General features: G+C 63.3%; 15 protein-coding genes. 6 read left to right on the top strand and 9 right to left on the bottom strand.

Features of this window, described 5'->3' with window-relative positions; genetic code table 11:
* The first annotated feature begins 50 nt into the window (after positions 1 to 50).
* Entirely contained in the window at positions 51 to 2,978 is a 2,928-nt protein-coding gene (locus BM173_RS05085) for a DUF2339 domain-containing protein (RefSeq protein ID WP_090477957.1), read from the top strand.
* A gap of 118 nt (positions 2,979 to 3,096) precedes the next feature.
* On the opposite strand, the gene rplA is transcribed toward BM173_RS05085, so the two are convergent.
* Positions 3,097 to 3,789: a 50S ribosomal protein L1 gene (rplA, locus tag BM173_RS05080; protein WP_090477954.1), complete on the bottom strand. Its 693-nt coding sequence runs from the start codon at positions 3,787 to 3,789 to the stop codon at positions 3,097 to 3,099.
* 4 nt (positions 3,790 to 3,793) lie between these two features.
* Positions 3,794 to 4,225 (bottom strand): 50S ribosomal protein L11, encoded by a 432-nt coding sequence (gene rplK / locus BM173_RS05075; RefSeq protein ID WP_090477950.1) that lies wholly within the window; start codon positions 4,223 to 4,225, stop codon positions 3,794 to 3,796.
* Between the two features lie 442 nt (positions 4,226 to 4,667).
* Between rplK and BM173_RS05070 the strand changes: the two genes are divergently transcribed.
* A complete protein-coding gene (locus BM173_RS05070; RefSeq protein WP_090477947.1) occupies positions 4,668 to 5,324 on the top strand; it encodes a PspA/IM30 family protein in 657 nt (218 codons plus the stop codon).
* Positions 5,325 to 5,437: 113 nt separating this feature from the next.
* Complete coding sequence (locus BM173_RS05065) at positions 5,438 to 6,220, top strand: CPBP family intramembrane glutamic endopeptidase (protein WP_090477944.1); 783 nt, start codon at positions 5,438 to 5,440, stop codon at positions 6,218 to 6,220.
* A 78-nt stretch (positions 6,221 to 6,298) separates the two neighbouring features.
* On the opposite strand, the gene nusG is transcribed toward BM173_RS05065, so the two are convergent.
* Together nusG and secE are read right to left on the bottom strand one after the other, a co-directional pair.
* Positions 6,299 to 6,835 (bottom strand): transcription termination/antitermination protein NusG, encoded by a 537-nt coding sequence (gene nusG, locus BM173_RS05060; protein WP_090477942.1) that lies wholly within the window; start codon positions 6,833 to 6,835, stop codon positions 6,299 to 6,301.
* 49 nt (positions 6,836 to 6,884) lie between these two features.
* Positions 6,885 to 7,091, bottom strand: coding sequence for a preprotein translocase subunit SecE (gene secE / locus BM173_RS05055; RefSeq protein ID WP_090477939.1), 207 nt, complete (start codon positions 7,089 to 7,091; stop codon positions 6,885 to 6,887).
* Between the two features lie 239 nt (positions 7,092 to 7,330).
* On the opposite strand from secE, the gene BM173_RS05050 reads away from it, so the two are divergent.
* On the top strand, positions 7,331 to 8,854 hold the full coding sequence (locus BM173_RS05050; protein WP_090477938.1) for an alanine/glycine:cation symporter family protein: 1,524 nt from the start codon (positions 7,331 to 7,333) through the stop codon (positions 8,852 to 8,854).
* A gap of 96 nt (positions 8,855 to 8,950) precedes the next feature.
* On the opposite strand, the gene BM173_RS14565 is transcribed toward BM173_RS05050, so the two are convergent.
* The 4 genes from BM173_RS14565 to BM173_RS05035 all read right to left on the bottom strand — a co-directional run bounded on the left by BM173_RS14565 (position 8,951) and on the right by BM173_RS05035 (position 14,259).
* Positions 8,951 to 9,100 (bottom strand): hypothetical protein, encoded by a 150-nt coding sequence (locus BM173_RS14565; RefSeq protein WP_177201804.1) that lies wholly within the window; start codon positions 9,098 to 9,100, stop codon positions 8,951 to 8,953.
* 124 nt (positions 9,101 to 9,224) lie between these two features.
* Positions 9,225 to 11,021: a DUF885 domain-containing protein gene (locus tag BM173_RS05045; protein ID WP_177201803.1), complete on the bottom strand. Its 1,797-nt coding sequence runs from the start codon at positions 11,019 to 11,021 to the stop codon at positions 9,225 to 9,227.
* Between the two features lie 22 nt (positions 11,022 to 11,043).
* Positions 11,044 to 12,864 (bottom strand): DUF885 domain-containing protein, encoded by a 1,821-nt coding sequence (locus BM173_RS05040; RefSeq protein WP_090477937.1) that lies wholly within the window; start codon positions 12,862 to 12,864, stop codon positions 11,044 to 11,046.
* Positions 12,865 to 12,984: 120 nt separating this feature from the next.
* The gene (locus BM173_RS05035; RefSeq protein WP_090477934.1) at positions 12,985 to 14,259 is read right to left on the bottom strand and encodes a metal-dependent hydrolase family protein; all 1,275 of its coding nucleotides are present in this window, start codon (positions 14,257 to 14,259) and stop codon (positions 12,985 to 12,987) included.
* A gap of 122 nt (positions 14,260 to 14,381) precedes the next feature.
* Between BM173_RS05035 and BM173_RS05030 the strand changes: the two genes are divergently transcribed.
* Together BM173_RS05030 and BM173_RS05025 are read left to right on the top strand one after the other, a co-directional pair.
* Positions 14,382 to 16,442, top strand: a complete 2,061-nt coding sequence (locus BM173_RS05030; protein ID WP_245755759.1) for a S9 family peptidase — start codon at positions 14,382 to 14,384, stop codon at positions 16,440 to 16,442.
* Between the two features lie 73 nt (positions 16,443 to 16,515).
* Positions 16,516 to 17,037 (top strand): hypothetical protein, encoded by a 522-nt coding sequence (locus tag BM173_RS05025; protein ID WP_090477931.1) that lies wholly within the window; start codon positions 16,516 to 16,518, stop codon positions 17,035 to 17,037.
* Here BM173_RS05025 and BM173_RS05020 read toward each other — a convergent pair.
* On the bottom strand, positions 17,034 to 17,918 hold the full coding sequence (locus tag BM173_RS05020) for a MipA/OmpV family protein (protein WP_090477928.1): 885 nt from the start codon (positions 17,916 to 17,918) through the stop codon (positions 17,034 to 17,036). The two genes, BM173_RS05025 and BM173_RS05020, sit on opposite strands and share 4 nt — an antisense overlap.
* Positions 17,919 to 18,032 lie beyond the last annotated feature (114 nt).

Raw genomic sequence — 18,032 nt, 5'->3', positions numbered from 1 at the left:
CTTGCCTTGGGCCACGCTCGCGCTAGCCTGATTGCAGACAAGGGGGTTTGATGGACTGGTTTCTTATCCTGGTCCTCTTCGGGGTCGCATTCTACCAGCGCACGCATCTGCGCGCCCTTCAGCAGCGCCTTGAAGGGCTCGAGGGATCGCTCGATCACGTGCACGCGCTCTTTAGAGAAGGCGCTACGGCTACGGCTCCCGAGCGGGAGGAGGCGCCAGCTACAGCAGAACCTGTTGCGGATGAGGTCCGCGACGCGCCTGAACCCGCTGCTGCGCGCTCCCTTTCCGTACCCAAATCGGTCAAGCTCGTTGGCGCTCCGGAGGATATTCCGGCGCGGGCACATGACGACGCGTCGGGTCAGCCCGATGAGACGCCCGATCCCACCGGTCCCGAAAAACCGGGCTTGTTCGAGCGGTTCTCCTTCGATTTCGAGGAGATTTTCGGACGCAACCTCTTCGTTTGGATGGGCGGCGTCACACTTGCCGTCGCGGGCGTATTGCTGGTCCGGTATTCGATCGAGGCCGGCCTGCTGACCTCCAGCGTTCGGGTCGCCCTGTCCTTCCTGTTCGGCATCGCCCTCCTCGGCGGGGCCGAGGCGGCATACCGCAATGCCGATAAAGTGGGCGACGAGCGCGTTTGCCAGGCCCTCGCAGGCGCCGGCCTCGCCACCCTTTACGCCGGCTTCTATCTTGCCGGCACGCAGTACGGGCTGATCGGACAGACCTTCGCCTTCCTTGGCCTTGCGGCCGTCACGGCCCTTGCGATCGCCCTGTCCTACCGGTTCGGCCTGCCAAGCGCAGTCCTCGGCCTTGTGGGCGGTTTTGCCGCACCTGCGCTGGTGGGCAGCGAAGAGGCGAACCTCCCGCTCCTCGCCCTATATCTCGCCCTGGTTACAGGCGGCCTCACCCAGACCGGCAATCGCCAGCGTCGCCCGTGGCTCGGCATGGCGGCCCTCATCGGCGGCCTCGGATGGGGCGGATTGCTGCTCACCGGCACGGGCTTCTCCGCGACCGATATCGTCGCGCTCGGCCTGTTCTTCGTGCTGCTCGGCGCGGTCCTTCCCTCGTTCCTCGCCAGCGAGAAATTCGAACAACCCCTCCGGCTGGCCGCAGCGGCCATCGCCAGCCTCCAGCTGGCCGTGCTCGTCGACGAGGGCGGCTATTCGCCCCTGGCATGGGGCCTTTACCTCCTGCTCGGCGCCTCGCTCGCGTTCTTCGGTTGGCAAAAGCCGCCGATGCGCCCTGCGAATGCCGTGGCCGCAGCCATCGGCATCTTGTTGCTCGCCTTCTGGAGCGATCCTGCAACCGGCTCTTTCATCGCAGTCCTCATTGCGCTTGCAGCCATGTTTGCGGGCGTTCCGCTGTTCCATGTGCTGAAGGACAAGGACCAGTTGGTCGACCGCGTCATGGTCGCCGCGGTTTCTGCAGGCCTTGGTCTCACTGGGGCGCTGACGCTGGATGGTTCTTCGAGCCCGCTGGCGGGCATCTCTTGTCTTGCGCTCGCCGCCCTCCCCGTCGCCGGCGCGAAGGCCCTCTGGAGCCGCGCCGACAATGTTTCCGTCACGCTCAATCTTGCGTCCGCCGGTTTGCTGGCGGGACTTGCCGCCAACAGCCTGCTCCCCGATTGGACCTTGCCTATCGCGCTTGGCGCCATCGGCGCCGCGATCGTCTGGACATTGCGCAACCGGTTGGCCCAACATCCCGCTTTCCTGGCTACCGCGTCTGCATTCGCCTTCGCTTCTACCTTGAGCCTGCCGGGCACCGCTGCCGGGATGGCCGAGATGGACGCGCTGACAGGAAGCGCGCAGTCTCCCTATTGGCTCGGCCTGCTTCGGTGGCTCGGGGCTGCCTTGCCGCTGCTGGCGCTCGGGTATTTCGCCAAGGACAAGCTGCCACGCAGCGTTGCGGAATTTCTCGCCGCCCTGGTCGTGTTCGGCGCAGCGCTGCAGGTCCTTCCGCCTATCGCCGCCGTCTGGCTGGCCACAGCCATGGCCATCCTCCTGCGCTGGAAACAGCAGCAGCGCGAATGGGCAGTGCTGGGGCTTGTCCTCGCGACGATTGCGTGGGCCGCCGAACCGCTGACCATCTGGCTCGAAGGTGCAGGCGGCGCATTGTTTGGCGATCCCTTCATGCTGACCGATTTGCCGACCATCCGGCAAACCCTCGGCTTTATCCTCCCCTTCGCCATTGCCCTCGCCATGGCGCGGATTACCGAGGGCCGCATTCTCGAGCAGCCGGTCCCGCTGTTCTGGGCGGCACTGGTCCCTGCGTTCATCACGGCGCATGTCCTGTTCAAGCAGGTCTTTGCGATCGACACGCTGCCCGCATTCGAACGTATGGGTCTGGCAGAGCGTATCCTGTTCGAAACGCTGTTGCTCGGCGCGGCATGGCTCGCGGCTAAAGGCATTGCCAGCCTGCGTGCCAGCCCGCTTGTCGCGAGCCTGCTTGCCGTCACCGCGCTGGCTCACTTCGCGCTCTTTACGGGCTTCTGGCACAATCCGCTGTTCGCCATGCAGGCCGTTGGCCCGGTGCCAATCGCCAATCTCGCCCTCGCCATGACAGTGGTCGCCGCAGCGATCCTGCTGTCGCTGCGCCTGTGGGTGCCGCGTTTCCGCAGTGCCATCGACGCAGCGATCATGTTGGTCGTGAGCATCGGCGCGATCGCCCTGCTGCGGCAGGTGTTTGCGGGCAGCTACCTGGTCGAGACCGCGATGACGCAGACCGAGGATCTCCTGCGCTCGCTCCTCGGCATCCTGCTCGGCATCGCATTCCTCATGATCGGCAGCCGCCGCGGCGAACGGAGTTGGAGGATCGGGTCGCTAGTCCTGATGACCGGCACCGTCATCAAGGTCTTCGGCTTCGACGCCGCAGGTCTCGAAGGCCTGCTGCAGGTGGCGAGCTTCCTGGCACTGGGTGCCAGCCTGATCGGGATCGGCTGGTTCTACAAACGCCAATTGCGCGCCGCTCCGCAGGACTGAAGCCCCCCCCAAAGAGAAAGGGCCGGAGGTTTCCCCCCCGGCCCGTTTCTATTTCTGCGCTACCGCTTCGCTGCATGAGCGCGGCGATACGCTACCGCTGAGCGGGTAGGAAAGAGCCTTACGCTCCCTCCACCTCGCCGAGGTCGACCTTCAGGCCCGGGCCCATCGAGGAGGTCAGCGTGACCTTCCTTACGTACTTACCCTTGGCACCCGTCGGCTTCGCCTTGACGATCGCATCGGTCAGCGCCTTGAAGTTTTCCTTCAGCGCGTCGTCCTTGAACGACAGCTTGCCGATGCCCGAGTGGATGATGCCCTGCTTCTCGACGCGGAATTCGACCTGGCCGCCCTTGGCGTCCTTTACGGCCTGTTCCACGTTCGGGGTCACGGTGCCCAGCTTCGGGTTCGGCATCAGGCCCTTGGGACCCAGCACCTTACCGAGACGGCCGACGACACCCATCATGTCCGGCGTGGCGATCACGCGGTCATAGTCGAGGTTGCCGTTCTGCATGTCTTCCATGAGGTCTTCCGCACCGACCTTGTCGGCGCCGGCGGCAGTTGCCTTCTCGGCATTGTCACCGCGAGCGAAGACGGCGACCTTGACGTCCTTGCCGGTGCCGCTCGGGAGCGAAACCATGCCGCGGACCATCTGGTCGGCGTGACGCGGGTCGACACCCAGGTTCATCGCGACTTCGACGGTTTCGTCGAACTTCGCCTTGTGCTCGCGCAGCGTGGCGAGAGCTTCGTCGACGGTGTACAGCTTTTCGCTGTCGAGCTTGGCACGAACCTGCTGGTTCTTAGTCTGCTTTGCCATGGTCTTAGCCCTCCACCACTTCGAGGCCCATCGAACGCGCGGAGCCTTCGATGATCTTCATTGCCTGGTCGATGTCGTTCGCATTGAGGTCAGCCATCTTGGCTTCTGCGATTTCCTTCACCGCGCTCTGCTTGATGGTTCCGGCGGAAACCTTGCCCGGCTCCTTCGAACCCGACTTAAGCTTCGCGGCCTTCTTCAGGTAGAAGGAAGCCGGCGGCGTCTTGGTGGTGAAGCTGAACGAACGGTCGGCATAGACGGTGATGACCGTCGGGATCGGAGCGTTCTTTTCGAGGTCCTGTGTGGCGGCGTTGAACGCCTTGCAGAATTCCATGATGTTCACGCCGCGCTGACCCAGTGCCGGGCCGATCGGGGGTGACGGGTTTGCAGTGCCCGCGGGCACCTGCAGCTTGATATAGCCTTCGATCTTCTTGGCCATTACGGCCTCCTTTCACACTGTCGGCCGCACTCTTGCGAAGGCAGCCTCATGTTAAGCGGTCGAGCGGTCCGCGAAGCAGACCTCCCGCGTGGGTATCCTAGCCATGGGCTTGGGAAGGCGCGCACATAGCGATTCTGCGCCCGATTGCAAGCCTGAAGCGCCGTGTTGGACGCCATTTGGACTTGCCCGCGCACTGCCCTACAGAGTGGAACATGTGGAACAGGGTCCTGGAGCATAAATCTGCTGAGGCGATGAAAGGGACTTCCGATAGCGTCTGCAGCGGAATTTAGAAGTTCAGGCATGGGGTAAATTTACCCGCCGGGGGCAATTGTAGGAAACCGTCATCTACAGATACGGTAAATTCTTCCCTTTCCCGAACAAGAGGTTCTGTTAAGGACTCGAATATAGAATACACCGGGACTTTTACTGAGGGGTGGTGGAAATGTTTCGTATTGCGATCGAAGTGAGGGATCTCATCTCGAGCAATGTGTCGAGCGCGCTGGACAAGGCGTCCGATCCGGCCAAGCTATTGCTGCGCCTGCAGCGCGAAATCGAGGAAGCGCTGGTCGGCCTGACCGGCGATATGAGCAAGGCCCGCCGTTACAAGACCCGGCTGGACGCCCGCCTCGAAGATACCCGCGCCCAGATCGACGAATGGCAGGACAAGGCGAAGTCGGCGATGAACAAGGGCCGCGAGGACCTTGCCCGGCAAGCGCTGATCGCCCGCGAGGATACCCGGCTTTCCGTCAGCAAGATCGAGGAAGAGATCGCCGCCATCGAGGCAGGCCTTATCGAGATGCAGGAACTCGAACTGCAACTCGAAGCCAAGCGTGACGACGTGCGCACGCGCCTGGCCGACCAGCTGGCGGCAGACCGCCTTGCGCCCGTCGCCAGCCGGACCGCTGCCGCCGAAAGCTCCGTGGATCGTCGGCTCGGCCATATCGAGGCGCTGGAAAAGCGCACCGGTTATGCTCTCGACGGATCGCACGCTGCCGCCCGCAAGGCCGCCGTCGACCGCGAACTGGAAGATATGCGCCGCGAAAACGCGCTCGAAGACGAGCTGGCCGCGCTGCGGGCCGGTTCCGGCACCTCCGTTTGACAATCCCGGCACGGCTCGAACCGGCGCTAGGCTGGGGATTTACCCCCGCCCCGACTTGATGCGGCGCGCCCGGTGCGGGATGCATCCGGGACACCAGCAGGGGATGGGTAGGAATGACCGGCACCGCGACCAATGAGACCAGCCTGACCGGGGTCGAGAATTCGCCCGTTTCGCAAGCTGCGGCTGTGCCCGGCACGCTCGGCTGGGGCCGCTTCATCCTCCAGTTCGTGACCGTGACCATCGTGTTTTTCGCCGCGTCCGTGCCGGCGGTACTCATGCTGGGCATGACATCCGAAGGACTGATCGGATCGGTCGCGGGCAGCATGGCCGCCGCACTCCTGCTGTGCTGGTTCTGGCTGGGCCGCGATGGCCACCTGGCTGCTGCGTGGAACCTGCGCGCGCCCAAGAGCTGGGGCAATACCTTCGCCCTCGCCTCGCTCGCGACCGTGCTGATAATCGCGTGGTTCCAATTAGGCTCATGGCTGGTCAGCCAGCTGGGCATCGATACGCCCAATGTCGTGGCGGTGATGGATTTCGTGACCGAAAGCCCGACGAGCTTCGTCATGTGGATCGTCTTCGTTGCCTGGTTCGCGGCCGGCTTCGGGGAAGAATTGCTCTATCGCGGCTTCCTGATGGACCGGCTGCAGCGTCTGCGCGGCATCGGCGACAAGATATGGCTGGTGATCCTGATCCAGGCGGTGCTGTTCAGCTTCCCCCACCTTTACCAAGGACTGGGCGGCGTCCTCATCACCGGCGTCGTCGGCGCAGGCCTCGGCTATTTGCGCGTAAAGTGCGGCGGCAATCTGTGGGCCTGCATCCTTGCCCACGCCGCGGTCGACACGATCATGATGAGCCTCGCCTACGCCAACAGCCTGGGCATGCTCGGCACCAGTTGAGGGCGCAAACGCAGATACGAGAAGGGGCGCCCCTCTCTTTCGAGAAGCGCCCCTTTTTCGAATCGCGATGTCTTGCGGTTACTTGACCAGCTCGACCTGTTCGAATTCGAGTTCCACCGGCGTGGCGCGGCCGAAGATCGAAACCGAAACCTTGACCTTCTGCTTGTCGAAATCGAGTTCTTCGACAAGGCCGTTGAAGCTGGCGAAGGGGCCGTCGAGCACCTTGACCTGGTCGCCGATCTCGTAATCGACATTGACCTGCTTCTTGGGAGCGGACTTGGCTTCTTCGACGCCGCCGAAATAGCGCGCGGCTTCCTTTTCGGAGATCGCCTGCGGCTTGTTGTTGTTGCCGAGGAAGCCGGTGACCTTCGGCGTGTTCTTCACGAGGTGGTACACGTCGTCGGTCATGTTCAGCTTGGCCAGCACGTAGCCGGGCATGAACTTGCGCTCGACCTGGACCTTCTTGCCGCGCTTCACCTCGGTGATGGTTTCGGTCGGAACCTCGACCTCTTCGACGCCTTCGGAAAGGCCCAGACGCTCTGCTTCGGCGATGATCGAATCGCGAACCTTGTTCTCGAAGCCGGAGTAGGCGTGGATGATGTACCAGCGTGCCATGATCTAATCTTTTATCCTGTCGGAGGGTCTTGTCGGGCCGTTATGCCTGTCAGGCGAGGGTCATGAGCCAGCGCACGACTGCACTGAACACCGAATCCACGCCGAGGAAGAAGAGCGAGAGGATCACCATCATGATGAAAACGAAGATCGAGATGCGGATCGTCTCTTCGCGCGTCGGCCAAACGACCTTGCGGCCTTCGGTCTGCACCTGCCGGATGAATTCGGCGGGGGAAGTCTTGTTTCCTTTGTCGGCCATGGCCTGTCACTCTCGCACTTGAACTGCTCGTGCCTTCCGGGATGGGGGTTTCGCCGCCCCGGTTCAAGTCCGGGAGGGGCTGTATCCATCATCGATGTCGGAAGACGACAAGCCATGTAGGCTCCACCCGCGCAAAACGCAAGCGGGGGAGAGGCGCGCTTTTGCGTCTTTCCAAGGCGGCCAAGCATCTCTAGCGTGCGCGACTTGATTTCAAGGGACGCGAGAGGGGTTTCCTAACCATGGCAACAAGCCAGGCACCAAGTCTTGGCGATCGGCTGGTAGAGCCGGTCACCAATGTATCCGATTTCATCTGGGTAGGTACGTGGAACGGGGTGGAAGTACTACCCTTCCCGCCAATGACCATCATCCTGCTGGGCATCGGCCTATGGATCATGATCGGTCTGCGCTTCTACCCGATCATCAAGCTCGGCAGCGCCTTCAAGGGCCTGTTCGCAGGCCGCAAGAGCCAGGGCGAAGGCGAAATCTCTCCCTTCGCCGCGCTTTCGACCGCGCTTTCCGGGCAGGTCGGCACGGGTAACCTTGCGGGCGTGGCGACTGCCATCGCGCTGGGCGGACCCGGGGCGATCTTCTGGATGTGGATCACCGCCCTGTTCGGCATGGCACTGGCCTTCGCCGAAGGTTCGCTGGCGATCCGCTATCGCGAACGCACCAGCGACGGCGTGCTGCGCGGCGGTCCGATGACCTACATCATGATGGGCCTGGGCAAGAAATGGACCTGGCTCGCCGTGGTGTTCTGCCTCGGCACGCTGTTCTCGGCGCTGGTGACCGGCAACTCCATCCAGGCGAACGCCGTGGCCGACGGCCTCAACGAGCTTTTCGGCATCGAGGAATGGCTCGGCGGCCTGATCGTCGCGATCCTGGTGTTCATCGTCATCATCGGCGGCATCAAGTCGATCGGCAATGTGGCCGAAAAGGTCGTACCGTTCATGGCGGCGGCCTACATCGTCATGGCCGTGATCGCGCTGATCCTGAACTTCGGCGACCTGGGTGAAACCTTCTCGCTGATCTTCAACGGGGCGTTCAACCCGCAGGCGGCCAGCGGCGGCTTCGTCGGTGCGGCGATCATCATCGCCATCCGCGCCGGTGTCGCACGCGGCCTGTTCTCCAACGAGGCGGGCCAGGGTTCGACCGCCATCGCCCACGCCGTGGCACAGACGAACGATCCCGAAACGCAGGGCCGCATGGCCATGCTCGGCACGTTTATCGACACGATCGTGATCTGCACCATGACCGCACTGGTCATCCTGACCGTGCGCGGCGACTTTACCGCGGGCGGCGAGGCCGTGCTGCACGCGTGGCAGTCCGACCGGGTCGGGTTCGAGATGACGAGCGGCGCCTTTGCCGCCGCCTTCCCGTTCACATTGGCAGGCGTCCCCATCGGCACGCTGGTGGCCTCGATCGCGCTGATCCTGTTCGTCTTCACCACGCTGCTGACGTGGTCCTATTACGGCGAACGGGCGATCACCTTCCTCTACGACCGGATGAAGGGTTCGACCCGCTCGGGCGAGAAGAAGCTGCACATGGCGTGGCGCGTATTGTGGTGCGTGGTGATCTTCCTCGGCGCGGCACAGCCTTCCGAGCTGGTCTGGCGCCTCGGCGACATTTCCAATGCCGCAATGGCGCTGCCCAACCTGCTTGCCCTCGCCCTGCTGAGCGGCGTGGTGTTCAAGCTGGCCCGGGGCGAGAAGGATGCGGGCCCCACGCACACGGCCGACACTCCCGAGGAACCGGAAGAGTACTGACCTCTTCCGGCCTTGCGCAGGCACAAAAATCAGGGGCCGGGGGTCTTTCGACCTCCGGCCCCTTCCCTTTTACGGGTGTCCTTGAGACTGAACCGCTTAGCGAGCCCCGAACAGGCGGGCGAAGAAACCCGGCTGCTCCATCGGGAGGATCTTGCCGTGGTGCTTATAGCGCAGGGACGCGTCGCTATAGGCCTTGGGCTTAACCCACCCATCGGGGCGGCTACTATGGAAGGACAAGCTCGACATGGGTTACCTCCATGAAATACTTTCCCACCGTCCTGCCGCGTAAAACCCCTGAGTCGCCAATCCGGTTCCCGACATTCTGCCGCGCAGGCAAGCGCGTGTCCCGTTGCGGGACTCCGCGCCCCGCCTACTTTCCGCCGCTTGCGATCCAGTCGTCGATCTTCGCCTCGAGCACTTCGAGCGGAACATCGCCCGTCGCAAGCACCTGGTCATGGAAACGGCGCACGTCGAAATCGTCGCCCAATGCCGCTTCGGCCTTGGCGCGCAGCTGCTTGATCTTCAATTCGCCGGTCTTGTACGCCAGCGCCTGGGCGGGCATCACGATGTAGCGGGCCGTTTCGCTTTCCGCGAAGTCGCGCGCCTGGCCGTTTTCGACCATGTATTCGATCGCCCGCTCGCGGCTCCAGCCCTTGGCGTGCATCCCGGTATCGACGACGAGCCGCACCGCGCGCAGCAACTCGCCGCCCTGCAGCGCTTCAAGACGGTCCAGCGGATCGTCGTAAAGGCCGAGCTCGTACCCCAGGCTCTCGGCGTAGAGGCCCCAGCCCTCGCTGAATGCGGTGAACCCGCCATAGCGCATGAAGTCGGGCAGTTCCTCATTCTCGAAGGCGAGCATCGTCTGGAAGTGGTGGCCCGGATTGCCTTCGTGCATGTAGAGATTGATCGACGTACCGAGCTTGCGCTCCGCCACGTTGTAGCCGCTGAAATAGAAGGTCCCCGGACGCGTCCCGTCGGGCTTGCCTGCCATGTAGGATGCGGCAAGATTGAAGGCCTCGCGATATTCCTCGTAAGGCTCTATGCGCAGCGGCGTCCTGGGCTGGTTCAGGAACAGGCGATCCATCAGGGGATCGACTTCCCTGGCGACTTCATACCACGCCTCCTGCAATTCGGCCTTGGTGGTATAGGTCGGCGCCATGCGATCCCCTGCTTCGGCTTTCGCCGCGGCAATGGCTGCGTTGATGCGCGCAACTTCGGAAAGGCCGGTCTGGTGGATTTCCTCGGCCGTCAGCGGCAGCGTCGTCATTTCGTGAATGCGGTAGCTGTAATAGGCATCGCCGCCCGGATTGGCGGTTGCCGCAATCGTCTCGCGCGCGACGGGCAGATATTCGTCCGCGAGGAAATCGCGCATGCGCTTCATTGCGGGGAAGAGAGTTCCCTGAACCGTCTCGCGATAGGCCGTGGTGAGGCCCCGCTTTTCCTCGTCTGCGAAGGTGCTCGGGAATGCCGCCAGAGGCGCGTAATAGGGGTTCCTGTCGTCCGGCGCATTCAGCTGCGTATCGAACTGCTTGATCATGATCTCGACCGTCAGGCTCGGCACGGTAATACCGCGCGAAGCGCCTGTCCGCATGCGCGCGATCATCTGGTCGATGATCTTGGCGGCGTCGCGGTGGCGCGAGAGGTTGTTCTCGTAATCCTCGACCGTATCGAACGGCATCAGGGCGCCGGGGGCGGAGAAGCGCGGGTAGAACACGTGCAGCCCGCGAAAGTGATCGAGGGGCGTTGCAAGGACGGTCGGCAACACATCCGGCGCGGTTTCCGCGATCCGCCGTTCCATCGTGTATTCGAACGTATCGTAGACGATCCGGTCGGTCTGGCTCAGCGCGGAGCGGTCGATGAGGCGCAGGGCGGCGAGATCTGCCTCGGCGGCCGCGCGCTCCTTGGCGTAATAGGCTGGCGAAAAGTCGCCCAGCCGGTCGGCATCGGAGAAATCGCTACGGAAGAAAGCCGCGACCGGGTTGCGATCGAGATAGGCGGCCTCGCTGCGGACCAGCAGTTCGTCCAGCGCCGCGGCCGCGACGGCTTGCGATGCGCTGTCACCCACCGCCTGCGCGGCACTTTCGATGCCGTTCGTTGCGGCGGTGCAGGCGCCAAGGCCCGATACCATTACCAGGGCCAGCGCAGTGCGCGTTGCAGTCATTTTCATAGTGCCTCTCCTGTTTTCGTTCTTACTTGCCGCCATCCGCGATCCAGCGGTCGATCTTTGCTTCCAGCACCGGCAGCGGCAGACCGCCGCTATCGAGCACCTGGGCATGGAATGTGCGTATATCGAAAGCGTCGCCCAGCGCGCTTTCTGCCTTGCCCCGCAATTCCTGGATTTTCAGCGCACCGACCTTGTAGGCAAGCGCCTGGCTGGGAATGGCGATATAGCGTTCCACCTCGGCCACCACTTCCGTGCGCGTCATGCCGGAATTTTCCAGCATGAAGTCGATGGCCTGTTCCCGGCTCCAGCCCTTGGCGTGAAGGCCCGTGTCCACCACCAGCCGCATGGCGCGAAGCTGTTCGTCCTGAAGCGTGCCGTACCGGTTCCACGGATCCTCGAAGAAGCCCATCTCGTAACCGAGCGTCTCGGCATAGAGCGCCCAGCCTTCGATATAGGCCGTCGTCCCGCCGAAGCGCATGAACGCCGGCAGTGCCTCGTTTTCCTGCGCCAGGCTGATCTGGAAGTGATGCCCTGGCGCGCCTTCGTGCAGATACAGCGTCATATTGCCGGTCGTCAGGCGGCTGGGCAGGTCATAGGCGTTGAAATAAAACGTTCCCGGGCGCGATCCGTCCGCTGCACCGCTCTGGTAGGATCCACCGGCCTCGAACTTCTCGCGATATTCCTCGTAGGGCTTGATCTCGAGCGGGGTCTTGGGCGTGAGCGAGAAATACTCCGGGATTTTCGCATCCACCTGCGCGCCGATATCGTAATAGGTCTGCGTCAGCGCTTCGCGGCTTTCCGGCTGGAACTTGGGATCGGTGCGCACATAGTCGAAGAATTCATTGAGCGTGCCCGTAAAGCCGACCTCGGCCTTCACTTTTTCCAGCTCGGTCTTGATACGGGCGACTTCCGACAGGCCGAGATCGTGCAGGTAATCCGGCTCCAGCGGCAGAGTGGTCGTTTCCTCGACGAGCTGGCGGTAGAGGGCTTCGCCGCCCTTCATCTGCGACAGGCCCACGCTTTCACGAGCGACAGCGTAATATTCGTCGCGCAGGAAATCGCGCAGGCGCTCGTGTGCAGCGTAAACCTGTCCGATGCTGGTGCGATATTCGGCTTCCAGCCGATTCCTGTCGGCTTGCGAGAATTCTTCCGGGAAGTTCGTCACCGGCATCCAGAATGGCGATTCCTCGATGTCGAGGGCCAGTTGCGTGTCGAGCTGGCTGATCACATTACCGATCGTCAGCTGCGTCTCCAGCACGCCGCTGTCCATCCCTTCGCGGAAACGGGCAATCATCCGGTCGGTCAGTTCGGCATAGTCGGCGTGCCGCTTCAGATTGTTTTCGTAATCCTCGAGGGTCGCGAAAGGCGCGGCGCTCTGCCCGCTCGCGAAGCTGGGATAGAAGGTGTGGAAGCCGGTGAAGTGGTTGACCGGCCGGACCTGTGTCACTGCCAGGATTTGGGGAGTCAGCCCGGCCAGCGCCTCGCGCTGGTTGTAGGCGAAGACATCGTAAGCGATGCGGTCGGTTTCGGACAGTTTGTTACGGTCGATTTCGGCCAGTTTCGCAAGGTTGAGCTGCGCATCCGCGCGCGAGGCATCGTTATAGGCGTCGGTGTAGTAATCCCCGATCCTGTCCGCATAGCGCGTATCGCCGCGGAACAGCGCCGACAGGGGATTGAGGGCCAGGTCCCGCTCGTCCGCGTCTTCGAACAGGGCGAACAGCCGGTCGTGCTCGCTGACCTCGTCGCTTGCGGAGACAGCGGGTCCCTCCGCAACGGGCGGGACACTCGCGCAAGCGGAAAGCGTGAGTGCGGATGCGCCGATCAGCGCGGTGCGAAGCAAATTCATTGCGTAAAGTCCCTGTCTCGATTCTGGCAGCGGCCTATGCTTGCCGGACCGCCACGACAAGCGGCAAACGGACCGGCGACCGAAGATGGTCGATCAGGGACGAGCGCCGAGGGCGGCCCCTCAATCGATGACGCGGCCGCGAACCATGACCCAGCCCGTGTCCTCAAGCACGCTGACATCGTCGAGCGGGTTTCCGTCAACCGCAACCATGTCGGCGGAAAAACCCGGCGCGATACGGCCGATTTCATTTTCCATGCCGAGCACCTTTGCTGCGCCCGTGGTGGCGCTGGCGAGCACCTGCGCATCGCTCATCCCGCCCTTGCGCATCAGCGCGAGTTCGCCCGCATTGTCGCCATGCGGGAACACGCCCGCGTCGGTACCGAACGCCATGGTCACGCCCCATTTGCGCGCACGTTCGACGATTGTCTCGGCATAGGCGCTGACAGCGCGGATCTTGTCTTCGACTACCGGCGTGTAGAAGCCCTTGCCAAGGTTCTCCTTGATGCCCTGGAAAGCCATGAGGGTCGGCACGAGGATGGTGCCGTTCTCGCGCATCACCTTGGCCGCCTGTTCATCGATATAGGTGCCGTGCTCGATCGTCTGGACCCCGGCGCGTGCCGCCAATTCGATACCGCGCGCACCATGCGCGTGTGCGGCGGTCTTGAGGCCAAGCGAATGGGCCGTATCGACGATGGTCTTCATCTCGTCGAAGGTGAAATGCGCTTCGAGCCCGCGGCCTTGCTGGCTCAGCACACCGCCGGTCGCAGTGATCTTGATAAGGTCGGCACCGTATTTCGATGCCAGTCGCACCTTCTCCGCGCATTCGGTCGCGCCGGTGCAGGCGAAGGATGTGCCCAGCGCATCGTTCACCTCGCGGCGGAAGCCGTTGATGTCGCCATGACCGCCGACGATCGCGATGGTGCGCGCGGACGTGACGATGCGCGGCCCGGGAAGCATTCCCTCAGCCGTCGCGCGGCGCAGCGATTGCATCACCTGGTCGCTCCGCGCGCCAAGATCGCGAACGGTCGTGAAACCGGCCTTGGCGGTAACGCGCGCATTCTTGGCCGCCACCAGCGAATACCATTCGGGCGGCTGGACCGCCGCGCGCCAGAACTCGCCGCTCGGATCGCCGGACAGGTGCGTGTGCAGGTCGATCAGGCCCGGCACCAGCGTCTTGCCTTCCAGATGGACCATCTCGGCGCCTTCGGGCACGGCCTGCCAGCCATCCACGATGCTGACGATCCGGCCGTCGGTCACGGTCACGGTCGAACGCCCCAGCGGAGCGCTGTCGGCATCGGTCACCACTCCGTCGGCATGGATGACGGTGGTCTGGGCAGCGAGCGGCGTTGCAGCCGCCAGCACGCTTGCGGCAAGGCCCGTGATCAGATTGCGCATGAATTCCTCTCCTCTTGCTGGCCCGTGATGCCTGCACGACCCGCCGCCGACAAGCCCCGGTTTGCCCTTCGCCGCGCTATCGCTATGTAGCCGGGCAGAAGATTCTTGCAGGAGAGAACATCTTGATTACCCTTCGTCGCCTTGCAGTTGCCACCGGCCTGCTTGCCACAGCTTCCATTTCCGCACAGGCGCAGGCGCGCCCGATGACGCCCGAAGACGTCGCCGCGCTCGAAAGCGTCGGCACGGTCGCCGTTTCGCCCGATGGCAGCCGCATCGCCTACACCACCGCCAGCCTTCCCGACGTGACCGAAGGCGAGGAAAACGGTTCCACCACGCAGCAGTTGAACGTCGCCTATGGCCCTGCCAATGCGCGCGAATTCCTGCCCGAAGACATGAGCGTGTCGGGCATCGCCTTTTCGCCCGACGGCCGCATGATCAGCTTCGTCTGGGCAGACGAGGACGAGGACCGCGCGGTCTGGGGCATCCCGGTAGACGGCGGCGCGCACCGCAAGCTCGCCGCGGTAAAGGACGCCAGCGTGCGGTCCTATGCCTGGGCACCGGACGGCTCGGCGATCTGGATGCTGGCTTCGGCAGAAGACGACAAGGACCGCGAAAAGCAGTCCAAGGCCGGCTTCAACGCGATCGTTTATGAAGAAGAGGCACGCCTCAACCGCCTGTTCGCAGCCAAGGTCGGCGGCGAAGTCGATGCCGAGCCGACCGAACTGACCATCCCGGGCTATGTCAGCGGCTTCCACGTCGCGCCGAACGGCACGACCGGCGTCGTCGAAAGCGCACCCACGCCGCAGATCGACGACGAATACACCTCGAAGCGCGCGCACATCATCGACCTTACCAGCGGCAAGGTGCTCAACGTGGTCGAAACGCCGGGCAAGCTCGGCGATATCGAGATTTCGCCCGACGGCACGCAGCTGTCCATGATCGCGGGTGTCGACATGAATGACCCCGCCGACACGACGCTGCACCTCGTCGACGTGACAACGGGTAACTACCGCGCGCTCAACGCCGGTGCTGCAGAAGCAGCCGTCGATGCCGAATGGCTTGCCGACGGCCGCCTTGCCGCAGTCATCCATAAAGGCGTGCAGTCTTCGCTGCGCGTCTACAACGCCGATGGCACCGTCGCCGAGGAACATGATGGCGGCGCGCTGGTCCTCAGCAGCGTCGAAGCCGGCGGCAATGTCATCGCCGTCGAGGCGAGCAGCCCGAAGCACCCGACCGAACTGTTCGTGTGGAACAACGGCGCATTCCAGCGCTGGACGCAGCACAACAGCTGGCTGTCCGAAATCGATTTCGGCGAACAGCGGGCATTCACCTTCACCGCGCGTGACGGCCAGCAGGTCGAAGGCGTCCTGATCGAGCCGGTCGGCGGCGCCCCTCGCGGCGGCGCTCCGCTGATCCTGAACGTCCACGGCGGCCCCGAAGCGCATGACAGCAATGGCTGGCAGACCGCCTACTCCAAGCCGGGCCAGGTCGCCGCAGGCCAGGGCTATGCGGTCTTCCTGCCCAACTATCGCGGATCGACCGGCTACGGCACGGCCTTCTCCAAGCAGCACCAGGGCCGCTATACCGATCCCGAGTTCACCGATCTCGTCGATGCGAAGCGCGCGCTTGTCGAAGCGGGCGTGGCCGATGCCGACCGCGTCGGCGTGACCGGCGGTTCCTATGGCGGTTATGCGACCGCATGGACCTCGACCTATTTCAGCGACGAGTTCGTGGCGGGCGTGATGTTCGTCGGCATTTCGAACCAGATCTCGAAGTTCGGCACGACCGACATTCCGTATGAGATGTACAATGTGCACAGCCGCGCCTGGCCGTGGGACGACTGGCAGAAGATGCTCGAAGTCTCGCCGATCTATCACGTCGACAAGGCCAATACGCCGCTACTGATCATGCATGGCGCGGAAGACACGCGCGTCGCGCCCAGCCAGAGCTACGAGCTCTACCGCTCGATGAAGGTGCGCAAGCCAGACGTGCCGGTACGCCTGGTGCTCTATCCGGGTGAAGGCCACGGCAACCGCAAGGCAGCCGCACGCTACGACTACAACCTGCGCATGATGCGCTGGTTCGACACCTACCTGAAGACGGGCGACCGCGACGCGGCCATGCCCGACAGCCGTCCCGAGCTTGCCGACGGCACTGTCGGCACCGCCTCGAAGGGCGACTGACCGAAAAAAGGCGAAAGCCTTAACCCGATCGTGCTAATGGCCTGCCAACTTCAAGTTGCGGAGTTGGCAGGCCATGATCGGATTAGTGACCATCGTCATCGGATTGGCCATGATCGCGGCCGGTCTCGGCATGTTTCCCGACCTTGAGGAAATCCCGACTTTCCTCGGCGTGATCTTCGTCCTCTTCGGGGCGATCCTGGTCTGGGCCGGCATCTATAACATCTGGCTGGGTATCCAGCGCAGGCGCGCCTATGCGGGCGGACGAGAGCGCAAGGGCACCGCGCGGCTGTTTCACACGCCGACCGGAGACGATGGCAGCGTCTATGTGTTGTTCGCCACCAGCTATGGCGAATGGCTGGTGAGTGTCAGCACTTCCGGCATCGAGCACCTGCTGGACGACCTCGGCGGCGAAGGCGTGCCGGCCAAGGCCTATATGGGCACAAACGACAAGCTCTACGGTCTCGACATCGCGGGTGTGCGCACGAAAGCGATCTCCGCAGGCGATCCCTTCGAAGGCAAGTTCCGCGAGCGGATAGAGCGGGCGCAGGCGCTGGCCGAAAAGCACAACCGCCTTGCTGCAGAGCGTAGATCCTAGAAGGTGTAGCCCACGCCCAGAGCCACGAAATACTGGTCGTTATCGCCGCGAATGCTCGTAAACGGCGTGTCGGCAGCGTCATTGACCAGCTTCGACCAGCCGCCGATCCCAATGATGGAAAGCGCGCCATCGGTGACATCGCCGCTCAGGTCATGGGCGAGGAAAAGGTTTATCCCGTAGCTTTGCATCCCGCCTTCTGCCTGGAAACCGGGAAGCAGATCCGCATCGGGCAACGCCGCATTCACGTCGGGCACCGAATAATAGTAATCCGCGAAGTCGTCGTCGATGAAGCTGGTGCTGAGCGTCAGCGAGGCGGCCGTCGCGCGGCTGAGCGGCGTGAAATAGGTGATCGAGGGGCTGATCGTCATGCCCTCATGCGCGCCGGCGACGTCCCAGGTCGCGTCGACATTGACGCTCAGGCTGTCGAACGGGTTGAGCACCTTGGGAAATGACACGCCGAAACTTCCGCCGATTTCGACCGCACGGTCGAGTTCGCCGTAGGCTGCGACGATATCGTCGTTGATATCCTCTGCATCGACGCGGTCGCTGCGCAGTCGGAACATGGGTCCGGCGGAGAAATTGACCGTCGCATCGTCGGCATCGGGGATGAGGTCGAGCGCAAGGCCCGCCGGGCGCGGATTGATGTCGATGCCCCAGACAGAACCCTGCACGATCGGCAGGATATTTATGTTGTAATCGTCGCTGCCGGAATAGCTCGCATTGTAGCCGACACCCACGCCAACGCTCAGGAAATCGCCGTCGAAAACGGTGGATGGCGGCCCGCCGGGCGCACCTTCGACCTCGGCATAGTCCTGCGCTGCCAAAGGAGCTGCGGCACACAGGCCCAGACCGGCTGCGCCAAGGATTGCGACGTATTTCATTGGAATTTCCCTCGAATTGCCCTTGTCCGCCAAACGACCGTGTCCCGCAGGCGTTCCACGAACACTGCCGTGTCGGGCAAAACCGATTGCCGCGCACGGCCACGGGACGTAAGC

Source organism: Qipengyuania nanhaisediminis (genome assembly GCF_900115585.1).
Classification (GTDB): domain Bacteria; phylum Pseudomonadota; class Alphaproteobacteria; order Sphingomonadales; family Sphingomonadaceae; genus Qipengyuania; species Qipengyuania nanhaisediminis.
Note: the sequence above shows the minus strand (reverse complement) of the source record. Positions and strands in the feature narration are given on the sequence as shown.